We start from the raw sequence: 19,213 nt of genomic DNA, 5'->3' as shown, positions 1-19,213 counted from the left end.
ATTCGCATGAGCCAATCAGGATCATCGACCCATTGAACCGCCCAGGCGGCGGCAAGCTCAGGCAATCAGCCGAAGCTTCTGCCGATCCTTCAGCCAGCGTTCGAATTCGGGGACAGGCATGGCGCGGCCATACAGAAAGCCTTGCACGTAATCCACGCCAAGGCCCTTCATGAACATTTCTTCCGACTCGGTTTCGATGCCTTCGGCCACCACCTTGAAATCGAGTTCCTGCGCGACCGCGACCATCGAACGCACCAGCGCTTGCGCCTTGGTGTCGGCGTTGATGGAGCGCACGAAGCTGCGGTCGAGCTTGATGACGTCGAGCGGAATGCGGCCCAGTTGCGACAGCGACGAGTAGCCGGTGCCGAAGTCGTCCAGATGAACCTGCGCGCCGAGTTGGCGAAACTGCGTGATGAGTTCGATCGCGGCCGCTTCGTCCTCGATCAGACAGCTCTCGGTGAGTTCGAGGTCGAGCAGGCAGGGGTCGAGTTCCGCGTGCTGCAGCGCCTCGGTGAAATGCTGGACCACGGCGGGGTCAGCCAGTTGCCGCGCTGACACGTTGATCGCGACGCGCAGGTTATAGCCGGCCGCTTTCCATCTGGCGGCCTGCTTGGCGGCGGATTCCATGACCCAGCGGCCCAGCACGCCGATCAGCCCGGATTCTTCCGCATAACGGATGAAGTCCGCCGGCATGATCTGCCCGCGTTCCGGCGAATTCCAGCGCACCAGTGCCTCGGCGCCCTGCACCGTGCCGCTCGCGAGCGACAGCTTGGGCTGGTAGTGCAGCGTCAGGTGGCCCTCTTCGAGACCGCGCCGCAGATTCGTGTCGAGCCACATGTATTCGGCGACGCGGCGGTTCATGTCCGGCGAGAACACGCGATGAGTGCGCTTGCCTGCGTCTTTGGCGACGTACATGGCCGTGTCGGCCGAACGGATCAGCGATTCGAGGTTGTCGCCGTGTTGCGGATAGCGCGCGATGCCGATCGAGCAGCCCGTGTAGACCTCGACGAGCCCGACAGCGAACGGCGCGCGCATGCGCTCGAGAATGCGCAGGGCGGTGGCTTCGAGTTCGTGCGAGGTACCTTTCGCCGCGAGCACGATGAACTCGTCGCCGCCGAGCCGCGCCAGCGCGTCGCCTTCGTTCAGGCAGCCGCCGATGGCCGCCGATACGTCGCGGATCAGGTCGTCGCCGAACACATGGCCGTAGTGGTCGTTGACCTTCTTGAAGTTGTCGAGATCGAGGAACAGCACGCCGACCTCGTCGTGCGAACCGGCGGCTTCGATTGCCGCGCGGATCTTGTCCTGGATCGCGTTGCGGTTGGACAGGCCGGTCAGCTCGTCGGTGTTGGCGAGTTCGGTGAGCCGTTTCTGCGCAAGTCTTTGCTCGGTGATGTCCGTGCCCGTGCAGATCAGGAATTGTTCGTCGTCCGCTCTGCCGCTGTGGACGAATTGATGGTGGAACAGAAACAGCCGTTCGCCATGCACCGTTTTAATGCGTCGTTCGACGTCGTACGCCACGCCGCGATTGAAGACCTCGGCGAAGTTCGCGCTGGCGGCCGCATCATCCTGGGATGGCATCAACAGCGCCAAAGCGTTGGTGCCGATGATGTTCTCTTCCTTGATGCCGCTAAGTTCTTCGGCGAGCCGGTTGAAGCGCTGTATTCGGCCATGCCTATCGACGATAACCACGACCGAATTGACTTCGGAGACGACCTGCTCGGCAAACCAGAGCCCCTGCGCCAGATCGCGGACCACGGACTCCGTGTCGTCGTAAGCCGACGCGGTGCCGGCCCACGTGTTGCTGTCGAGCTTTTTACCGACGAGATGCAGGCGCAACGGTTCGCCGGCGACGCGCACGTCGACGACGACGTGCGACGTCGCGCCCGTGAGGTAACGGATTTGCGACGCTTGTTGGGGATTCAGCGCAATCGCGACATGGTCAGGCGCTTCGCCGGTCAGGGGCGTGAGGTCGAGTGCGTCGCTGTCGGCCGACAGACGCCAGCAAGGCCTGCTTGTGCCGAACCGCGCATAAAGCACCTGGTCGTGTTGGTCGTCGTTCATGAGATCCCCGGGCGGTGTGTGCCGGTAGTCCCCGTCAAGGCGCGAGGCGGCATACAGTCGTCATACTTAAGACTGACCTCATTGTAGCGAAGCGGTGGAATTCGGGCTTATAAACATTAACGGTCGATCGTTCAAGAGCTTTAGGGGTTTTTGGGGGGCAACTGCGGCCGCTATTCGTATTGGGTCGCGAGCTTCATGAGATTCATGAGCTTCGCGAGCTTGGCGAGCCATCGGCACGCGACGATTCACTCACCTGCATGCGCGTAAATCCTAGAACCTTCGCGCCAGCAATGCGCGCGCCCGTTCCCTTTCGGCCGGATGGGCTTCCAGCGACGCGTCGAACCGGAACTTGCCGGCGACGAGCGTGGCCGTCACCACGCCATCACGGAACAACAGCCGGTTTCCCGCGACGGCGGGCACCCGCTCGCCGACGAGCAGCGTTCCAGCGAGATTCAACGGATCGGTCCCGGCGACGCACACGAATGCACCATCGTTCGCATGCCGCCGAACTTCGCGCAGCACGGGAATCGCCTCGGGCAATGCAAACTGCTCGCCCGCCAGACCGTTCACGAAACGTCCGCCGCGAATCACGCCGCGCGCTTCGAGCCGTTGAAACACGCGCAGCAGATCGCGCCACGGCGGCAGCCACTCGGCCTCGCGTTCGAGCAGACGCCAGAACACCACGCCGTAGCGGCGCAGCAAGGTCAGCGCGACATGCTCCAGCACCTCGGGCGGCAACTGCCGGCGGCGCTGCGGCTCGCGCTCCGGTTCCGCTTCCGTTTCCGATCCCGTTGCAACGGCGCGCCGGCTCACGAGCGCCCAGCGGCCCGCGTCGTCCATCCCGCCGATCAGCGCGCTCGATCGTGCGCGCCGGTTGCTGGAAAACGCGTTGCGCTTCGCAACCGGCTTCAGCAACGCACGCAAGCCCGCGAAACTGTCGGAGTTCGCGAGGCCGGCGGCGACCAGTTCGCCCAGTGCATTTTCCAGTTCCATCCGTAGCACGCGGACATCGGCGAGCAATTCGTCGAAGAACATCGCGCCGTGTTGCGACAGCGTGTCGTACACGCTCTGCGCGAGCGCCGATAATTCCAGCGGCCTGGCCGTGTCGAGCAACGCGCGCCAGATGCGCACCTGGGCGCGCGGCAGCAGCACGATCGGTGTGCTGCGGACAGGACCCGCTACGCCGCGCGCGCGCTCGGTGAGCCGGGTCCAGACGATCTTGCCGGCGCGGCATAGTTCATCAAGCGAAGTATTCACGTAGGCCTTCACGCGCGCGGGCAAGATGTCCTCTTCCCATGCGCCGGCGGCGGCCTGGTAGCCTTCGAGCTGGTCGAGCACGGCGGCCAGCGCGTCGCGGCCTTCGCTGCGTGTGTCTGGGCTCAGATGCTGCCACTCGAACAGAAAGCGCATGAAGTCGTGGCGTTCCACCGGTTCGATCTCGCGCCGCAGGCGTTTTACCGTATAGCGGTGAATCCGCGCGAGCAGGTGGCGTTCGCACCATTCTTCCTGGGCGGTTTGCGGCGTGAAGCGGCCGCGCATCAGGTAGCCTTCCGCTTCAAGACGCGTGAGCGCATGCTCGACCGATGCGGGCGGCAACTTCAGCGGTTGCGCGATCGCGCTGACCGGCAGCGGGCCGAAGCCTGTCAGGCGAGCGCGCAGTACGTCGAGCAGCGCCTCGTCGGCGGTCCAGCTGTCGGTATAGCCTTTCGGCGCGACAAGCAGCGGCGTGTAGGCGGCGCGCGGCGCGTCGGGGTAGAGCGCCTCGAAGCAGGTGACGCGCTCGGCGGGCAACCAGAGCGCGGCATCGTCGGCGATTTGCAGACGGGTCGCGCGGCCGGACTCGGCCAGCGCCGCGAGCCACGCCGGCCAGCCCTCATGACTTTGCGCTTCAGCTTGCGTGATGCAGGCGAGGCCGGTCAGCGCCTCGTGCATCTCGTCGGCGTTGCGCGCCTCTGGCCACGCCTCGTCGCGCACGCTGTCGATCGCGTCGGCGTCGAGCGCGCCGAGGTCGCCGGCGCTGGCCGGATCGGTCCAGCGGCGGTTCAGCACGGCTTGCGTGCGACGCTCCTCGATCGGCGCGTCGTCGAGATAAGCGTACGGCTTGGCATTGAGGATTTCGGCGGCCAGCGGCGAGGGCGCCGGCAGATCGCGCGCCACCAGCCGCACGTCGCCCTGCTCGATACGGCGCAGCAGCGCGAGCCAGCGTTCGCTGTCCATCGCGTCGTGCAAGCAGTCGTCGACGGTTTGGTCCACTAACGGATGACGCGGTAGCTCGCGTTCGCCGACCACGTTCTCCAGACACGCGGCCTGTTCGGGAAACACGCTCGCGAGCAGGTCTTCGCTGCGCATGCGCTGCAGTTGCGGCGCCGTCTTGCGTCCGCCCGTGTAGCGCGGCAAGCCGAGCGCGGTGGTCGCGTTCCAGCGCCAGCGCACGCCGAACAGCGGCGCGTCGAGCAATGCCTGGATCAGCAGATGCTCGGCGCTGTTCGAATGCAGATAGCGCCACACGTCGTCGAGCACGAACGGGTGGCTGCGGTCAGCGACAGCACGATTGCGTCCTCGGTGGCGGCCGCTTGCAGCTCGAAGTTGAAGGCCCGGCAGAAACGCTTGCGCAGCGCGAGACCCCACGCGCGGTTCACGCGGCTGCCGAAGGGCGCATGGATCACGAGTTGCGTGCCGCCGGATTCGTCGAAGAAGCGCTCAATGACCAGCGTGTTCTGCGTGGGCAGCACGCTGAGCGCCGCGCGGGCGCGCGCGAGATAGTCGACGATCTGGCGCGCGGCGGCTTCGTCGAGATCGAGGGTGTCGACGAGCCAGCCGATCGCGCGGTCGATGCGCGCCGGGATGGGTTCGGTTTCCGGCGTGGGTTCGATGCGAGTTTCGGTCGTGCGTTGGGTCGAGGTTTCCACCGTCGCGGACGCGATCAAGCTTTCGGTTGCCGCTTTGGCTTTGCTTCTGGCTTTTGATTTCACTTGCGTTGCCACGCCAGTTTCCGCCTTGGTCCCTTGCGCTTGCGGGCCTGACAGCGCTTCCGCTTCAGAATCCCGCCCTTCGAGCACGCGCCCAATCCCTTCGCGCAAACGCGATACCGCAAAAGACAGTTCATCGCTGCGTCCCGGCGCCTCGCCGAGCCAGAACGGAATGTTCGGCGGCTGCCCTTGCGCGTCCTCGACCCGCACGCGGCCGCTCTCGATACGCAGAATCCGGTACGACGCATTGCCGAGTTGAAACACGTCGCCGGCCAGACTTTCGACCGCGAAGTCCTCGTTGACCGTGCCGATGTTGATCGCCTGCGGTTCGAGCACCACCGCGTAATCCGCGTTCTCGGGAATCGTGCCACCCGAGGTCACGGCGACCAGCTTGCCGCCGCGCCGGCCGCGCAAGGTGCCGCTCACCACGTCGCGATGCACATAGGCGCCGCGCGGACCGTGGCGGCTCGTGTAGCCCTCGGCGAGCATGCGCAGCACTGCGTCGTATTGTTCGCGCTCCAGTTCCGCGTACGGCGCGGCGCGCCGCATCATCGCGAACAGCGCGTCCTCGCTCCATTCGGCGCTCGACACCTCGGCGACGACCTGTTGCGCGAGCACGTCGAGCGGCGCGCGTGGAATCCGCAACGCGTCGAGTTCACCGCGCCGCACGCAGTCGAGCAGCGCCGCGCATTCGATCAGGTCGTCGCGCGAAGTCGGAAAAAGCCGCCCTTTAGGCATGCCGCCGACATGGTGGCCCGAGCGCCCGACGCGTTGCAGGAATGGTGCGATCGCGCGCGGCGAACCCATCTGGCAGACCAGATCGACGTCGCCGATATCGATGCCGAGTTCCAGCGACGCAGTGGCAATCAGCACGCGCAGTTCGCCGCGCTTGAGCCGTTGCTCGGCGTCGAAGCGATGCTCTTTCGCGAGGCTGCCGTGATGGGCGGCGACGACATCCTTGCCGAGCCGCTCGGTCAGATGACGCGCGACGCGCTCGGCCATGCGCCGCGTGTTGACGAAGACCAGCGTCGTGCGGTGCATCGCAACCAGCTCGGCGAGACGGTCGTACACGCGTTCCCACACCTCGTTGGGCATCACCGCTTCGAGCGGCACGGGCGGGATTTCCAGCGCGAGATCGCGCTCGCGCACGTGGCCCACGTCGATGATCGCGCAGTCGGCGGGAATCCCGCTGTCGATGGCCGCGCCGCCCACCAGAAAACGCGCCACCGCGCTCACCGGCTTTTGCGTGGCGGACAGGCCGATGCGCGGCAAGCGCCGCTCGCATAGCGCGTCGAGACGTTCGAGGCTGAGCGCGAGATGGCTGCCGCGCTTGCTGCCGGCCAGCGCGTGAATTTCGTCGACGATCACCGTGCGCGCCGTTGACAGCATGCGCCGGCCCGAGTCCGAACCGAGCAGCACGTAGAGCGATTCCGGCGTGGTCACGAGGATATGCGGCGCGCGCTTCTTCAGCGCGTTGCGTTCCTGCTGCGTGGTGTCGCCGGTGCGCACGGCCGTGCGGATATCGAGTGGCGGGAGTCCGCGCGCGTCGAGTTCCGCGGCGATGCCTTGCAGCGGCATCTGCAGATTCAGGCGAATGTCGTTGGACAGCGCCTTCAGCGGCGAGACATAGACCACCAGTGTTTCGTCGGGTAAAGCGCCCCCGTTGGCCAGGCCTTGCTGAACCAGATCGTCGAGCGCCGAGAGGAACGCGGTGAGCGTCTTGCCCGAACCGGTCGGCGCGGCGACCAGCGTCGAGCGGCCGCGGCGAATCTGCGGCCACGCGGCGGCTTGCGCATCGGTCGGGGCGGGGAAAGTCTTCAGGAACCAGCCGGCGACCGCCGGATGGAAGTCGTCCAGCGCGCGGTGCATCGAAGAAGACGAAGTGTGGCTCGCGGCGGAATCGGCAGCCGCGCAGGCGGGAGCCGCATCCAGGGCGGCGGAAGTCGTGGCCGAGGTCATGCTGGCGTAGATGGGGGCGGGGCGTGCCATATCCAGAGGGCGGCAAAAGCGGCCCGGTTGCGAAGGGCAGCAGCCAGTCTGGCAGGTTTTTGCAGGCTTTGCCGAGAGACTTTGGCCGCCGCATTTTCTCTTTGCACGTTGAACCGTTCCATGAAGGCGGGACGGTCGAGCCGCGATTTTTCGCAGGCGGCTGATTCGCGCTCGTTCGCAACCGTCACTGCCGCCACCCGGCGAATCGTAAGAAGCCTGAAACATCGACGTAAACGATGCTTGGCCGAGGTCCGCGCGCGTCCTGCCGGATCACGCCAATTGCAGTACTCTCTACCGCTCACCCCTTCACGAACACAAAGATGGAGCTTCGACGATGCGATACAACCAGCTTGGCCGTACCGGTGTGTTTGTTTCAGAACTATGTCTTGGGACGATGACCTTCGGCGGTGGCGAAGGCATCTGGAAGCAGATCGGCGATTTGCAGCAGGGCGACGCGGAGCGGCTGGTCGGCCGGGCGCTCGACGCGGGCATCAATTTCATCGACACGGCCGACGTCTATGCGGATGGCCTGTCCGAGCAGATCACCGGCCAGGCGCTGAAGAACCTCAAGGTGCCGCGTGACAAGGTGGTGGTGGCGACCAAGGTGTTCGGCCAGACCGGCGAGTTCGCGAATGCGCGGGGCGCTTCGCGGTATCACATCATCGACGGCGTGAAGGCGAGCCTGAAGCGCCTGCAACTCGATCACGTCGACCTGTACCAGATCCACGGTTTCGATCCGGCCACGCCGATCGAAGAGACCTTGCGCGCGCTCGATACGCTCGTGCGGCATGGACATGTACGCTATGTCGGCGTGTCGAACTGGGCCGCCTGGCAGATCGTGAAGGCGCTCGGCATCGCGGAGCGCCTCGGGCTCGCGCGCTTCGAGACACTGCAGGCATACTACACGCTCGCCGGCCGCGACCTCGAACGCGAACTCGTGCCGATGCTGCACAGCGAAGGCCTTGGACTGATGGTGTGGAGTCCGCTCGCGGGCGGCTTGCTGAGCGGCAAGTACGGGCGCGAGCAGCAGGGCGAAGCGGGTAGCCGTCGCACGAATTTCGATTTTCCGCCGGTCGACCGCGAGCGCGCGTATGACTGCATCGATGCGATGCGCGAGATTGCCGACGCGAAGCGGGTGTCGGTGGCGCAGATCGCGCTGGCGTGGTTGCTGCATCAACCCGTGGTCAGCACGGTGATCGTCGGCGCGAAGAAGGTCGAACAGCTCGATGACAATATCGCGGCCACCGGCGTGGCTCTTACCGCTGAAGAACTGGTGAAGCTCGATAAGGTCAGCACGCTGCCTGCCGAGTATCCGGGCTGGATGCTGGAGCGTCAGGGCGAAGGGCGTCGTAAGCAGCTTGCGGAGACGCGGCGGGGGACGTAAGTGCGGGTTAGCTGATTGCAGCGAGGGGGGAGGCGAGGTGCAACGCGCACGCTGCGGCGTCTGGCGCGCGCCGCGTGACGTGAGAGATTGAGTCGAAGCCTCGCCGCGCGCCACCCCCGGCCGCGACACTCTGCGGCCAGAAGTGGCGCGGCCTGCCGTCTACCCGCTTATTGGGCCGCGGCTTGGGTCGCCTCGGCGGTATAAGCCGCCACCGCATCCATCGTCCGGGCCGAGTACACCATCGTCGCGCCCGCATTCATCGCGACCGCCACGCCAAGCGCTTCGGCGATTTCCTCGCGCGTCGCGCCGTGTTTGAGCGCTTCGGCGGTGTGCACCGTAATACACCCGTCACAACGCAGGCTGACGGCTACCGCGAGGGATATCAGCTCGCGCGTTTTGGCGCCGAGCAGGTCCGCCTTCTGGCCGGCGCTCGACATCGTCTGATAGGCCTTCACGGTATCCGGCGACAGTTTGGCAATTTCGCCGATGCGGCCGAACAGCGCTTTGCGGTAATCGATCCAGTTCAACATGGCAGTGCTCCTTTGCCTGCTGCGCGTCGGCGGGTGCCGGCGTCATGGGACAAAATATTGCGCTGGGTCGCGATATCCTGAATGCTCGTTTGGCTCAACTTTTAGCGCGCGCGTCTCATGGACACGCTCAGCCGACTGATCGACCTCGCGAGGCTGCAAGCCAGCCTCGATCTACGCTGCCTGTTCTCCGGCGGCTTCGACATCGATCACGCGCCGCTGGAAGCGGGCATTGCGCCGTTTCATCTGGTGCTCGGCGGCACCTGCCTGATCGAGCGCGTGGACGATCGCCGAACTCGGCGATCTCGCCGCGATGTCCCGCGCGACCTACGCTCGCCATTTCAACGAACGCGCGGGCATGACCGTGATGGACTTCCTCACGCGGATTCGCATGACGATCGCCTGCGATCTGCTGCGGCGCACGCAGCGCAGCGTCGCGGAGATCGGCGAAACTGTGGGTTATCAGTCTGAGGCTGCGTTCGGCAAGGCGTTCGCGCAGAGCGTCGGCGTGACGCCGGGGCGTTACCGGCGTCAGCCGCAAGAGGACGACACCGCGCAAAGCTAGCGCGGTTGACCGGCTTGACCGGGTTTGCCGAACCAGCGCTGCTCGATCCGCGACATCAGCCAGGCCACCAGCAGCGCGCAGATCGTGCCGATCGTCACTTCGCCGAGTCGCAGCAAGGCTTTGTCCCACGCGGGCCCGATGCCCGGCACCAGCAGCATGATGGTCGCGGTGATGCCGCCCAGGCGCGCCGCGCTGCCCACGTTCACGATCCAGCAGATCACGATCGCCACCGCCACCGTGGCCGCATACGCGGCGAAGTGACCTTGGCCGAGCAACGCGCCGGCGAGTCCGCAGACGCCGCCGACCATCGCGCCGATGAACTGATCGCGCGACAGGTTGCGGGTGTCGATATAGCTGTGCTGGCTGACCGCGATCGCGGTGATCGCGGCCCAGAAGGCCTGCTCGGTATGTAGAGCACGGCCGATCGCGAACGCGAGACTCGCGCCGGCGACCGCCTGCACGGCCATGAAGCCGCCTTCGATCAGCCGTTCGCCGAGCGGCAGCGCCTTCAGAAAGGCAAACAGCGAGTTGGCCGCGCTTGCCCGTGCTGTACGTCGTGAATCGTCGGGAGAGGTCATCGAAGGGAACGCGCCTTGGCGCAACACGAAGGTTTCGTATTCTAGCGACTCCAGTTTCCGACCGGGCGGACGCGACAAGACGGGGCGAGGCGGCAATGGCTATTTTTCACCGCCGCGCAGCTGGTGATACCAGTTCATCAGCGGTGTCGCCGACACGCCGTGAATCACCACCGACGCGGCGACCACCGCGAGCGCGAGCGGCATCAGCGGCATCACGTCGGCGGCCGCGCCATGTTCGAGCGCGAACGCGAGGTAGTAGAACGAACCGATCCCGCGTATGCCGAACCAGCTCATCAGACGACGCTGCGTCGGCGTCGCGCTCGATCCCAGCAGCGACAGCTCGACTGACACCGGCCGCACTATCACGAACAGCGCGACGCTCAACGCGACCGTCTGCCACGTGAAGATCGGCGCTTGCAGCGTGGCGAGCACATTGCCGACCATCGCCATCACCGCCACCTCGGCGATGCGTTCGAGTTCGATCGTGAAGCCGAGCACCGACTCGGTGATATACGCGTGCGCCTTGCTCGGATTGGCCGCCGTCGCTTCGATGTCTTCAGGATCGACCGTGCCGATTGCCTTGCGCGGCGACTGCCCGCCACTCGCGCGATGTTCGACGCGGCGCATCGCGACGCCCGCCGCGAACACCGCGAGAAAGCCATACGTCTGCGCGAGTTGCGCGGCGCCGAACGACAGTTCGATCAGTCCGAGCGCGAAGAAACCTTCGAGGCCGAGCGCCTGCGCATGACGGGTGCGCAGCCAGGCCACCGCGTGCGTCGTCGCCCAGCCGAGCATCCCGCCGATCGCGAGCGCGCCGACCACGCCCCATACGACGCTGCCTGCGAGCTTCAGAGTCAGCAATTCGGCGCCCTGACCCGCGGGCGCCGCGCATAGCGCGAGGCCGAGCATCGCGAAGGGCAGTGCGATGCCGTCGTTGAGGCCGCCTTCGCCGGACAGTGCGAAGCGCAGCAGGTCGTGATCGCCGGGCGTGTGCACCTGCACGTCGTGGGCCAGCACCGGATCGGTCGGCGCGAGGATCGCGGCGAGCAGCAAGGCGGGTCCCCAGCCAAGCTGTAGAACGTACACGCCAAATAGCGTCAGCAGCGGAATGGTCGCCAGCATTGCAAGGACGCCGAGGCGCAGCGGCACGGTCCAGAGCTTTTCCAGTACGCCTAAGCGTAGACGCAGGCCGATTGCGAACAGCGAGACGAGCAGCGCGACTTCGGTGATGATGCGCAGCAGCCGCGCGTCCACTGCCATATCGAGGCGCAATAGCGCGATGCCGGGCAGCCCGAGAAGATAGCCGATCGCGAGGTAAAACATCGCGGCGCTGATGGGCAGGCGCCGCAGCGTCGTTGCCGCGATCCCCATGAATACCAGTACCGCGCCGACTATGAGAAACCACAATGTTTCGCGCATGAATTCCCGCTCGAGGCCGGCATTGTTTCGATCATACGAGATGCCGGCCGGTTGAAAGGAGCGCGCGGCTAAACGCGTTGCGTCGTGGCCCACCAAGGGGCGGCTTAAGGCTCCCGTCCGAACGCTTCGCGCAGCTTGCGCTTGGCCTGCTGCAATGTGGCGCGACGTTCCTTCGGCAGATTGCGACCCGCGCGATTGATGTAGAAGTTGAGCATCGACATCGCCGACTGATACGGCGTGCCCTTACGGCGACGGCTTTTCGTCGACGAGCGCTTGAGTGACTGCGCGATCGACTCGGCGCTGCCGGTTTTGAAAACATCGTGTTCGATATCCATCGCGTCGCTGGTCTCCATCACGTGATGCGACCACTTGCTCGAACTGGATGCGCCGCCCGATCTCGCGGCTTTCGCGCGATGCGCGGCATGCGCCTGCGCGTGCCGCTGGCGGGGCGGCCGCCCCGATCTGCCCCGCGCGACCGGGCGTTTCGATTTGCGGGTGGTTTTTCGGGCGGCCATGGCTTTGCCTCCTTATCGCGCTATGTTTTCCGCTATACAGCGGAGTGGGTGATTCGTGTACGCGTCACGTGCCTGAACGCAGTAAAACGCGCCGGCTGCCGCGACCGCGGCATGCCGGCGCATTGCGCGTGGACGTGTGCGCATTGCCGTGGCACACGCCCGCGCAAGGGCGGGAACTACAGCTTCAGTCCGCCGGCCTCCGGCGCGTCCGACGATGCCGGCGCAATCGCGCCGGCGCCCACATCGTCGCGCCGCGCGTAGCTATCGCCCCAGTACGGTTCGCTGCCGTAGTACTGATGCACGGAGGTCGCCCACGTCTGGTCCGCCATCGACGGCCAGTGATCCTTGTCGAAGCCCGGTGCGTTCTTCACGCGTTCCGCGATCATGTTCAGCACGAAGCATTTTTGCTGCGTGTCGAGCGTCAATGCGTGCCATGGAATGGCCAGCAGCTTGTCGCCGATACCGAGAAAGCCGCCGCTCGACAGCACCGCATAAGCAACGCGGCCCGAGCGGACGTCGAGCATGATGTCCTTGATCTTGCCGATATCCTCGCCGTCGCTGCTGATGACGCGGTTGCCGTCGAGCGTGGCTGCCGCCATCACGTCCGGGCCGGGGCCGTCGGCGGTCGCGGCGCCCTTGCCGACGATACGGGCTCCCTGGTTTTGGCCCATGCCGCTTTGCGTCTGTGACTGATTGAGCATGATTTGACTCTTCTCGAAGATGGATGTACCGGAGAGCTGAGCAACCCGCGTTCCTTCGCTGGGCGAAGATCATCGCGGCGGTGCGCGGGACCTGCTCATGAGCGACACACGTAAAGGCTGCTTGCGCGTTTGAAATTATTTCGGCGACGCAGGCGAGTTTGCACGAGCAAAACCGATCCTTATATCGACGGTTTGCGGCGCTACGAATCGCGCGGACAGCACTTCGTGCGGCATAGCGCTTGCTGGACACCGGATGGACAACGGCGTAGGCCACCGTCGTCGCCAATCGCAAACGATCGGCATGATGCGGACCGCGAACATCAACACGCCGCCCATCTACTCAAGGAGACTTCGATGAAATTTTCAAAAGCACTGCTGCTATCGGCACTCGTCGCGATGTCGGGCGCGGCGTTCGCGCAAGCGGGCGGCGGCAACGGCAATGGCGGCAACGGCGGAACCGGCGGTTCGGGCAATGCGCATGGCGCCGCAACTGCCGGGCCGACGGCAGGTGGCGATCCCGCATCCGGGGCGATGAATTCCGGCACGTCGAAGACGCATCACATGTCGAAGTCGAAAACACAGGGGAAGAAGCCGATGAACGATACGACCAGCACGCCCGGCGCGAATGCGAGCAGCGACACGAAGGGGCAGTGAGCGGCCGCGGGCTCGTTCGCAATGGTCGCATTCGAGAGCGTGCCCTTTGCGAGGAGTCGATCAGTCGCAACAGGTGTAGTTGAAAGAGAGTAAGTAAGTCCGGATCGGCGCGCGCCCGGCGCCGATCCGGACGAATCCGCAGTGGTTGTGCAAGCGATCAACAGCAACGCGCGCGTGTGGCGGATGTGCATGCGTATGCGCGCGCCGTCGGGATACGCGATGGCGAGCGCGACTTATGGATCTGATGGCTGTGTTTGACGAGGAAGTTTGACGCGCCCGGTACCCTTATCTCGGAGCGATGGAGTGTGTGCCGACGCACTAATGGACGTGAGCAGTCGACCTCGTCATGCGCTGTATCGGCGTTTGCTCAATGAGCCGCCCGTTTTGCCTCACGCTCCGCAACCGCCGCGCGTGTCTGCGCGACTGGTCGCGCGGTTGACGGTGCGGCTTTCTCATTGGCCTTCGCCACAGCCTTTTTGCGTGCCACACGCGATTTCTTCAGCAATGTCGTCAGCGACCCTTCGATACTGTCGGCCACCGCCGCGTCGCGCACCTTGCGGCCCTTCGCACCGGCCTGACGCGCGAGTTTCGCCGCGCGCTGCTCCGCGTGCGCGAGCAGCGCGGCAAACGCGGCTTCATCCACTTTCAACCCCCGTCGCGAGCGGCCAGGTTGCAGACTTTGCAACTCGTCCGCTTCGAATGCGCTGATCACCGCGGGATGTATGTAGCAACGGCGGCAGACCGCCGGCGTATTGCGCAGCAGGGCCGCCACGTCCTTGATCGTCGCGATGATATGACGGCGCGCTTGCGCCGCGCTGCCGCACATCAGCCGCCGCAACGCGGCCAGCGCGTAGACGCTGCCGGCCCACGTCCGATAGTCCTTCGCGGTGAAATCCGCGCCGCTCGCACGGCGCAGATAGTCGTTGATGTCGGCCGAGCCTACGGTGTGACGCGTGCCGTCATCGTCGAGATACTGGAACAGGTCGTGACCCGGCAAGTCGGCGCAGCGGCGCACGATGCGTTTGATACGCGGGTTGTCGACTGTCACGTCGTGCTCGATGCCGCTCTTGCCGCGAAACTTGAAGCGCAACTGGCCCGCTTCGATCTTCACGTGCTTCTTGCGCAGCGTCGTCAGTCCGAATGAGTGGTTATCGCGCGCGTATTCGACGCTGCCGATACGGATCAGCGTGGTGTCCAGCAATTGCACGATCGTGGCGATCACTTTGTCGCACGGCATGCCCGGCAGCTTGAGATCACGGGCGACACGCGCGCGAATCTTCGGCAGTGCGCGGCCGAACTCGGCCATGCGCTCGTATTTATCGGCATCGCGTGTTTCCCGCCAGCGCGGGTGATAGCGGTACTGCTTGCGGCCGCGCGCGTCGCGGCCCGTCGCTTGCAAATGGCCGCGCGGATCGGCGCAGATCCATACGTCCTCATAAGCGGGAGGAATGGCGAGGGCGTTGATGCGTTTGATGTCGTCTTCGTCGACGATGCGCTTGCCCGCCGCGTCGAAGTAGGCGAAGCCGTCTTTTTCACGCTTGCGCGAGTAGCCCGGGCGCGTGTCGTCGGCATGCCGCAGACCCGGCGGCATCGCGAGCGGGGCGGATTGTTTCGCGTTGTCGTCCATGGCTTCGGGACGGCGTGGCATCGAAGAGGTCGTCGCGGCCATCGTTGCAGGTAGAAGTTTCAAGCAGTTTCAGCCATGAGGCGCGCGCGGCGCCGGTGATTCGCTGTTAGCAAAGGCAATGCCCAGCGCGTCATGCCGCGCGCCGCATCACCGCGCGGCATGACGCGGGACGATGCGGCGGAACGGTCCTTGCGAAGATGCAGTGGTGACCCACGGACCAAGGAGAACGCCATGAGCAGCACGCTGAATCCCGATGAAGAGCCGCAACAGGTGGTGAAGCAAACCTCCGGCACCACCGGCGCGCTCGGCCCGAGCGATTCGTCCGATAGCGGCAGCGACGTCGCCGGTGCGAAGCGGCATGTTTTCGACGTCGACTCGGAGCTGGACAACCATGCGCTCGAAACCGGCGACGCCGAACTCGGCAGCGACACGGATCGCGCCGGCACCGGCGAGCGCGCTGCCGCCGACGGCGATTCGACGCTGACGGCGGACCAGGATCTCGAGCCCGACCGGGTGATCGACCCGCTCGCGCCGGATGACGAGGACGGTCTCGACGAAGACCCGACCGGTCTTTTAAGGCGCACGGGAGAAAGCGTTCGGCGCAAGACATCAGATGGGCACGTCTTTTGCTGAACACCGATGAACAAGCGGCACAGGCGGCGACTTCGCGCAATGCGCCCGGTCCCCGCCTCATAGGAAGGAGAGTACGCATGGCTGGCAAGCTGAATGGTTACAAGGTGGCAGTACTCGCGGTCGATGGTTTCGAGCAGGCCGAATTGATCGAGCCGAGGCGCGCGCTTGCGGAAGCCGGTGCCACGGTACACGTCATCTCAGCGAAGCCCGGCAAGATCCAGGGTTTCAAGCACGTCGACAAAGGCGACACCGTCGATGTCGATTCGACCTTCGACAAGGTGCGCGCGGACGACTACGACGCGGTGGTATTGCCGGGCGGCGTGGTGAATGGCGACGCGATTCGGCTGCTGCCGTACGCGCAAGCGTTCGTCAAGGCCGCCGACAGCGCGAAGAAGCCGATCGCGGTGATCTGTCACGGCACGTGGCTGCCGGTGTCGGCGGGCATCATCAACGGACGCACCGTCACGAGCTGGCCGAGTCTGCAAGACGACATTCGCAACGCGGGGGGCACGTGGGTGGATCAGGAAGTGGTTGAAGACGGCAATCTGATTTCAAGCCGCAAACCCGACGATCTTCCCGCTTTTAATAAGACGCTGATCGCGCAACTGGCGAGGCGCAAGGCGGCTTGAGCGAAGCCGATAGACACAGCGCGCGGGTACGAACGTCGGACTGCGCGCCTCGAATCAGTCCGCTTTCGCCGTGGCATCGAACAGGGAGAAAGGGCATGAAATTCCGGTATTCCATACAAGTGATGACTGTCGCGCTGGGTTTGAACGCGGCGTGCATCGGCGTGGCTTACGCGCAAGCCAGCGATGCCCCTGCGAGCGACGCGCCGGTCAGCGGCACGAAGCTTTCGCCGGCGGATCAGCAGTTCGTACTGGACGCGTCGAAGGCGGACGCCACCGAAATCGCCGCCAGCAAGGTCGCGCTGAAAAACTCCAACGATCCGCACGTGCGTAAATTCGCGCAGCAGATGATCACCGACCATACGAAGCTCTCGCAAGGAATGGCCACGCTCGTCGCGAAGAAGGGCTTCAAGCCGACGCCGGCCGCGGATTCAGCCTTGGTCGGCAAGCTGCAAAGCCTGAAGGGCAAGGAATTCGATCAGGCTTACGTAGAGCAGATCGGGGTGGAAGCACATCAGCGCGCGGTCGATCTGTTCCAGCAGGAAAGCCAGAGCGGCACCGACGCGCAATTGAAGGCCGCGGCCGCGCACGCGTTGCCCACCATCAAACATCACCTCGCAATGGCGCAGCAACTCGCCGGCGACATGAAGGGCTCGTCATGAACGCGATCTTGCCGCGGCCGGCCTATGAGGACTCCCTTATGCAGATCAATTTTCCGGACGACAAACCGGCCTTCGACGGCGCTAACCTGCTGGTTCGCTTCATGGCGCGGGTAGACGGCGAGGCGGTGGTGTGCGCCATTACCGCCGAGGCGCTGGAAGATCACTTCGGCGCCGACTCCGCGCTCGAAGCGGCGTTGATGGAGGCGTTCGACAAAGGCCGTCAGCGCATCCGCTCGGTTTGCGCCGAAGCGCTCGACCAGAACCATGGAGAAGGCGTAGTGTTGCATAGCGGACTGTTCAGAGTGGAAGGCATGGAATCCGATCGCGGCGCCACGGCGTAGTGCCGGCGCGGGTCGCCGTGCGAGCGCGCGATTGCGGCGCGGCATCGCGACGGCACGGTCCGAAAACGCCATCTCAACGATGCAAGGAGGCCTTATGTCACTCATCGTCGCAGCAAGATTCACCACTTTTCCGGCCGCTGAAAATGCGGCGCAACAGCTTTTCAACGCAGGTTTCGTCGAGGAAGACGTGACGCTCTTCTTCGTCAATCCGCGTGGCCAGCATGCGCGTTATCCGATCGGCGGCGACACCGGCACCGACGCCGGCGCGAAAGATGCGCCCAAAGGCGCGGGCATGGGCGTGACCATCGGCGCGGTGGTGGGCGCGGTGGTCGGCGTCGCGATCTTCGCGGCATTCGCCGCGCCGCTGCTCGTGTCGCTGATCGCGGCGGGCGTCGGCGCGTACGTCGGATCGCTGGTCGGTGCGATGTCGCGCACGCGAGAGACCGGCAAGGCCGGCCATCATCTGCCGTTTCACGAAGAGGCGCGCGATTCCGGCGTGCTGGTCGCCGCGCACGTATCGCCTGACAATCAGTTCGACGCCGCACGCGTGTTGCGCGAAGCAGGCGGCGCCGCGATCGAGAAGGCCACCGGCCGCTGGCAGCAAGGGCGGTGGGCTGATTTCGATCCGCGCAGGACGCCCGAGCCGCTCAACGAATTCAGCGAGAAGCATGCGTGATGGCGGTCTGATGCGGCTTTCGAAGTGGTTGAAGGCAAAACGGCCCGACATTTGTCGGGCCGTTTTGCATTTGGGTCTTTTGAATTTCTGCGTGCGCTTGATGTAAAGCCCGGTTCAGTTGCCGACCACCTTCACATCCATATTTGCCGCGCGCCCTGAGGCGGTTGCGTCGTGTGCTCCGTTTGACGCTCGTGACGCGTCGGCTGCTCGCAGCCGGCTGGCACGAGGCCGTCATGCAAGGGTCCGCACGACGACATCGGCGCTTGCGCATTCGCGGGCGGTGCGTCCTGCACTTGCACGTGCTCGCGAATCTGCAGCGCCGCGGCCGACGCGATGATCGCGACGCCCACGAGCCATTCCGCGCTTCTGATCTTCTTCATGGTGTTTTCTCCCTGTCGTTATTGCGTGCCCGCTGTTTTCAATCATTCACGCGACTTGCAGGGCGTCGACACGTGCGCTGCGTGCGTCGCCTAATGCGGGCGCAGCTTCTAAAGCAACCGTCGTGCCACGGATGCAAACCCCGATGGGCTGGCATTTCAGCGGCGTGTGACCGCGATGCGGCACGCAACATTTACGCGCGTCGGCAAGATTGTCCGCGCCCCCTGACCGGTTGCGATCAATAGTGGCCGCGCATGATGCCAGGCACGGCTCATGCGGGTAGATCAACGAACCCCGCCGCGGGGCGACCCGTGCGTCGCAAACGCATGCAATGGGTAAAGGCCCGGCGGCGGATTCCACGATCAACGAAACCCTGGAGGTATTGAATGGCTACGAACGTTGTTTCCGTGCTGAACGATCTGGTCGAAACGTCGAAGGATGGCGAAAAGGGCTTTCGCAAGGCAGCCGAAGATGCGCACGACGCGCAGCTGAAAACGATGTTTCTGTCGCGCGCCGACGACTGCACGCGCGGCGCGCGCGAGTTGCAGGACACGGTTCAGGCCCTGGGCGGCAAGCCAGAAACGGGCGGCAGCATGAGTGGCGCGCTGCATCGTGGCTGGGTCGATGTGAAGTCGGCAGTAACTGATCGCAGCGACTACGACATCCTCGCGGAATGCGAAAAGGGTGAGGACGTCGCGAAGAAACGCTATCACGACGCGCTCGAAAAGGACTTGCCGGTGGACGTGCGTGCGATCGTCGAGCGGCAATATCAAGGCGTGCTGCAAAACCATGATCGCGTGCGGGATCTGCGCGACCAATACGCGGCCGCGCGGCGTTAAGAGTTGCCAAGGGGGTAGGCGGCCGGCGTCCTGAAGAGGGGGCCGGCCGCCACCCACTTAGTTAACGGA

Annotated in this window: 18 protein-coding genes and 1 pseudogene; 9 read left to right on the top strand and 10 right to left on the bottom strand. The window is 64.9% G+C overall.

The genetic code is table 11. The features are described 5' to 3' along the window. Positions 1-57: 57 nt before the first annotated feature. The 3 genes from pdeR to P0D89_RS31985 form a co-directional block, all read right to left on the bottom strand. Positions 58-2,061 (bottom strand): cyclic di-GMP phosphodiesterase, encoded by a 2,004-nt coding sequence (pdeR, locus tag P0D89_RS31995; protein ID WP_408377707.1) that lies wholly within the window; start codon positions 2,059-2,061, stop codon positions 58-60. A 270-nt stretch (positions 2,062-2,331) separates the two neighbouring features. Then, positions 2,332-4,581 (bottom strand): Lhr family helicase, encoded by a 2,250-nt coding sequence (locus P0D89_RS31990; protein WP_408377705.1) that lies wholly within the window; start codon positions 4,579-4,581, stop codon positions 2,332-2,334. Next, complete coding sequence (locus P0D89_RS31985) at positions 4,527-6,989, bottom strand: DEAD/DEAH box helicase (protein ID WP_408377724.1); 2,463 nt, start codon at positions 6,987-6,989, stop codon at positions 4,527-4,529. The genes P0D89_RS31990 and P0D89_RS31985 overlap by 55 nt, the downstream gene beginning before the upstream one ends. A 364-nt stretch (positions 6,990-7,353) precedes the next feature. Here P0D89_RS31985 and P0D89_RS31980 point away from each other — a divergent pair, with 364 nt between their 5' ends. Continuing rightward, the gene (locus P0D89_RS31980) at positions 7,354-8,403 is read left to right on the top strand and encodes an aldo/keto reductase (protein WP_408363783.1); all 1,050 of its coding nucleotides are present in this window, start codon (positions 7,354-7,356) and stop codon (positions 8,401-8,403) included. A gap of 167 nt (positions 8,404-8,570) precedes the next feature. Here P0D89_RS31980 and P0D89_RS31975 read toward each other — a convergent pair whose 3' ends face one another. Then, the gene (locus tag P0D89_RS31975) at positions 8,571-8,933 is read right to left on the bottom strand and encodes a carboxymuconolactone decarboxylase family protein (protein WP_149669263.1); all 363 of its coding nucleotides are present in this window, start codon (positions 8,931-8,933) and stop codon (positions 8,571-8,573) included. 117 nt (positions 8,934-9,050) lie between these two features. Here P0D89_RS31975 and P0D89_RS31970 point away from each other — a divergent pair. Continuing rightward, a pseudogene (locus P0D89_RS31970) lies at positions 9,051-9,495 on the top strand (AraC family transcriptional regulator). Here the strand turns inward: P0D89_RS31970 and P0D89_RS31965 are convergent. The 4 genes from P0D89_RS31965 to P0D89_RS31950 form a co-directional block, all read right to left on the bottom strand. Continuing rightward, positions 9,492-10,073, bottom strand: coding sequence for an FUSC family protein (locus tag P0D89_RS31965; protein ID WP_408363781.1), 582 nt, complete (start codon positions 10,071-10,073; stop codon positions 9,492-9,494). The pseudogene P0D89_RS31970 and the gene P0D89_RS31965 sit on opposite strands and share 4 nt — an antisense overlap. A 99-nt stretch (positions 10,074-10,172) precedes the next feature. After that, positions 10,173-11,492 carry a cation:proton antiporter gene (locus P0D89_RS31960; protein ID WP_408377703.1) on the bottom strand — a complete coding sequence of 440 codons (1,320 nt, stop codon included), beginning with the start codon at positions 11,490-11,492 and terminating at the stop codon, positions 10,173-10,175. Positions 11,493-11,596: 104 nt separating this feature from the next. Beyond that, the gene (locus P0D89_RS31955) at positions 11,597-12,007 is read right to left on the bottom strand and encodes a DUF3175 domain-containing protein (protein ID WP_408377701.1); all 411 of its coding nucleotides are present in this window, start codon (positions 12,005-12,007) and stop codon (positions 11,597-11,599) included. Between the two features lie 176 nt (positions 12,008-12,183). Beyond that, entirely contained in the window at positions 12,184-12,708 is a 525-nt protein-coding gene (locus P0D89_RS31950; protein ID WP_408363775.1) for a PRC-barrel domain-containing protein, read from the bottom strand. A gap of 354 nt (positions 12,709-13,062) precedes the next feature. Between P0D89_RS31950 and P0D89_RS31945 the strand changes: the two genes are divergently transcribed. Next, a complete protein-coding gene (locus P0D89_RS31945; RefSeq protein WP_408363773.1) occupies positions 13,063-13,362 on the top strand; it encodes a hypothetical protein in 300 nt (99 codons plus the stop codon). Between the two features lie 367 nt (positions 13,363-13,729). Here P0D89_RS31945 and P0D89_RS31940 read toward each other — a convergent pair whose 3' ends face one another. Further along, positions 13,730-15,031: a DNA topoisomerase IB gene (locus P0D89_RS31940; protein WP_408363842.1), complete on the bottom strand. Its 1,302-nt coding sequence runs from the start codon at positions 15,029-15,031 to the stop codon at positions 13,730-13,732. Between the two features lie 189 nt (positions 15,032-15,220). Between P0D89_RS31940 and P0D89_RS31935 the strand changes: the two genes are divergently transcribed. From P0D89_RS31935 to P0D89_RS31915, 5 genes are all read left to right on the top strand, one after another. Next, positions 15,221-15,622: a chemotaxis protein gene (locus P0D89_RS31935; protein ID WP_408377699.1), complete on the top strand. Its 402-nt coding sequence runs from the start codon at positions 15,221-15,223 to the stop codon at positions 15,620-15,622. 77 nt (positions 15,623-15,699) lie between these two features. Next, positions 15,700-16,251, top strand: coding sequence for a type 1 glutamine amidotransferase domain-containing protein (locus P0D89_RS31930; RefSeq protein ID WP_408363769.1), 552 nt, complete (start codon positions 15,700-15,702; stop codon positions 16,249-16,251). Between the two features lie 95 nt (positions 16,252-16,346). Continuing rightward, entirely contained in the window at positions 16,347-16,910 is a 564-nt protein-coding gene (locus tag P0D89_RS31925; RefSeq protein WP_408363767.1) for a DUF4142 domain-containing protein, read from the top strand. Then, positions 16,907-17,251, top strand: a complete 345-nt coding sequence (locus P0D89_RS31920) for a DUF1488 family protein (RefSeq protein ID WP_408363765.1) — start codon at positions 16,907-16,909, stop codon at positions 17,249-17,251. Before P0D89_RS31925 ends, P0D89_RS31920 begins: the two co-directional genes overlap by 4 nt. 94 nt (positions 17,252-17,345) lie before the next feature. Next, on the top strand, positions 17,346-17,927 hold the full coding sequence (locus P0D89_RS31915; protein WP_408363763.1) for a hypothetical protein: 582 nt from the start codon (positions 17,346-17,348) through the stop codon (positions 17,925-17,927). Between the two features lie 131 nt (positions 17,928-18,058). On the opposite strand, the gene P0D89_RS31910 is transcribed toward P0D89_RS31915, so the two are convergent. Further along, positions 18,059-18,307, bottom strand: coding sequence for a hypothetical protein (locus P0D89_RS31910; RefSeq protein ID WP_408377697.1), 249 nt, complete (start codon positions 18,305-18,307; stop codon positions 18,059-18,061). Between the two features lie 384 nt (positions 18,308-18,691). On the opposite strand from P0D89_RS31910, the gene P0D89_RS31905 reads away from it, so the two are divergent. Beyond that, positions 18,692-19,144: a PA2169 family four-helix-bundle protein gene (locus P0D89_RS31905; RefSeq protein ID WP_408363759.1), complete on the top strand. Its 453-nt coding sequence runs from the start codon at positions 18,692-18,694 to the stop codon at positions 19,142-19,144. Positions 19,145-19,213: the final 69 nt, after the last annotated feature.

Source organism: Paraburkholderia sp. RL18-085-BIA-A, assembly GCF_046027075.1.
Lineage (GTDB): Bacteria > Pseudomonadota > Gammaproteobacteria > Burkholderiales > Burkholderiaceae > Paraburkholderia.
Note: the sequence above shows the minus strand (reverse complement) of the source record. Positions and strands in the feature narration are given on the sequence as shown.

Excerpts from the sequence above, each read along its gene's own strand:
- P0D89_RS31960 (WP_408377703.1), bottom strand. The coding sequence starts at position 11,492 with ATGCGCGAAACATTGTGGTTTCTCATAGTCGGCGCGGTACTGGTATTC.
- P0D89_RS31950 (WP_408363775.1), bottom strand. The coding sequence starts at position 12,708 with ATGCTCAATCAGTCACAGACGCAAAGCGGCATGGGCCAAAACCAGGGA.
- P0D89_RS31935 (WP_408377699.1), top strand. The coding sequence starts at position 15,221 with ATGAGCAGCACGCTGAATCCCGATGAAGAGCCGCAACAGGTGGTGAAG.
- pdeR (WP_408377707.1), bottom strand. The coding sequence starts at position 2,061 with ATGAACGACGACCAACACGACCAGGTGCTTTATGCGCGGTTCGGCACA.
- P0D89_RS31930 (WP_408363769.1), top strand. The coding sequence starts at position 15,700 with ATGGCTGGCAAGCTGAATGGTTACAAGGTGGCAGTACTCGCGGTCGAT.
- P0D89_RS31920 (WP_408363765.1), top strand. The coding sequence starts at position 16,907 with ATGAACGCGATCTTGCCGCGGCCGGCCTATGAGGACTCCCTTATGCAG.
- P0D89_RS31965 (WP_408363781.1), bottom strand. The coding sequence starts at position 10,073 with ATGACCTCTCCCGACGATTCACGACGTACAGCACGGGCAAGCGCGGCC.
- P0D89_RS31910 (WP_408377697.1), bottom strand. The coding sequence starts at position 18,307 with ATGAAGAAGATCAGAAGCGCGGAATGGCTCGTGGGCGTCGCGATCATC.
- P0D89_RS31915 (WP_408363763.1), top strand. The coding sequence starts at position 17,346 with ATGTCACTCATCGTCGCAGCAAGATTCACCACTTTTCCGGCCGCTGAA.
- P0D89_RS31905 (WP_408363759.1), top strand. The coding sequence starts at position 18,692 with ATGGCTACGAACGTTGTTTCCGTGCTGAACGATCTGGTCGAAACGTCG.
- P0D89_RS31925 (WP_408363767.1), top strand. The coding sequence starts at position 16,347 with ATGAAATTCCGGTATTCCATACAAGTGATGACTGTCGCGCTGGGTTTG.
- P0D89_RS31985 (WP_408377724.1), bottom strand. The coding sequence starts at position 6,989 with ATGACCTCGGCCACGACTTCCGCCGCCCTGGATGCGGCTCCCGCCTGC.
- P0D89_RS31975 (WP_149669263.1), bottom strand. The coding sequence starts at position 8,933 with ATGTTGAACTGGATCGATTACCGCAAAGCGCTGTTCGGCCGCATCGGC.
- P0D89_RS31955 (WP_408377701.1), bottom strand. The coding sequence starts at position 12,007 with ATGGCCGCCCGAAAAACCACCCGCAAATCGAAACGCCCGGTCGCGCGG.
- P0D89_RS31980 (WP_408363783.1), top strand. The coding sequence starts at position 7,354 with ATGCGATACAACCAGCTTGGCCGTACCGGTGTGTTTGTTTCAGAACTA.
- P0D89_RS31940 (WP_408363842.1), bottom strand. The coding sequence starts at position 15,031 with ATGGCCGCGACGACCTCTTCGATGCCACGCCGTCCCGAAGCCATGGAC.
- P0D89_RS31945 (WP_408363773.1), top strand. The coding sequence starts at position 13,063 with ATGAAATTTTCAAAAGCACTGCTGCTATCGGCACTCGTCGCGATGTCG.